Origin of the sequence: Modestobacter versicolor (assembly GCF_041028285.1) — a bacterium.
Taxonomy (GTDB): domain Bacteria; phylum Actinomycetota; class Actinomycetes; order Mycobacteriales; family Geodermatophilaceae; genus Modestobacter; species Modestobacter versicolor_A.
On sequence record NZ_JABGDB010000067.1, the window covers coordinates 1 to 504 of the forward strand.

Genomic DNA, 504 nt, shown 5'->3' on the forward strand with positions numbered 1-504 from the left:
TTGAACTTGAAACCAAGACTGACGTATATTCTACTACCAAAACTATAAAGACGACATGGCGATTATCAATGACGCAGTTTATTCAAACCAATATGAAACAATTTCGTCAAACCAAGTTTACGCCAACCCAAAACCAATAATTTAACCTTTCGGGGTTTTTTTGTTGTATAATTTAATTACGGAACGTGCTACCGGTAAACACGGGAGGAATTATGAAAATAATCACAATAGGCAGTGGCAACGCCGTAAGAATGCCAAAAATGCTCTTTGCTCCAAACGCCGACGGGTCATATACAAAAGAGGAAGTTGAAAAACTGATTCAAGAGAAAGCAGACGCTTCGTATAAGGCCGGTCTTGAAAAAGCGAAATTGGAAAAGGAATCAAACGAACTCGAAACGCTAAGAAAAGAAAAAGCGGAAAGAGAACAAAAAGATTTATTTGACACAATTAAATCGAATCTTGGAACTGACGAGGTTAAAGCAACCGGTGTTAAGTCATTTGGTA

At 37.7% G+C, this 504-nt stretch carries 1 protein-coding gene; it reads left to right on the forward strand.

The window, feature by feature from the left end; translation table 11 throughout:
• Positions 1–185 precede the first annotated feature (185 nt).
• On the forward strand, positions 186–504 hold a 319-nt coding region (locus HL054_RS22285; RefSeq protein WP_369141316.1), incomplete at its 3' end, for a hypothetical protein.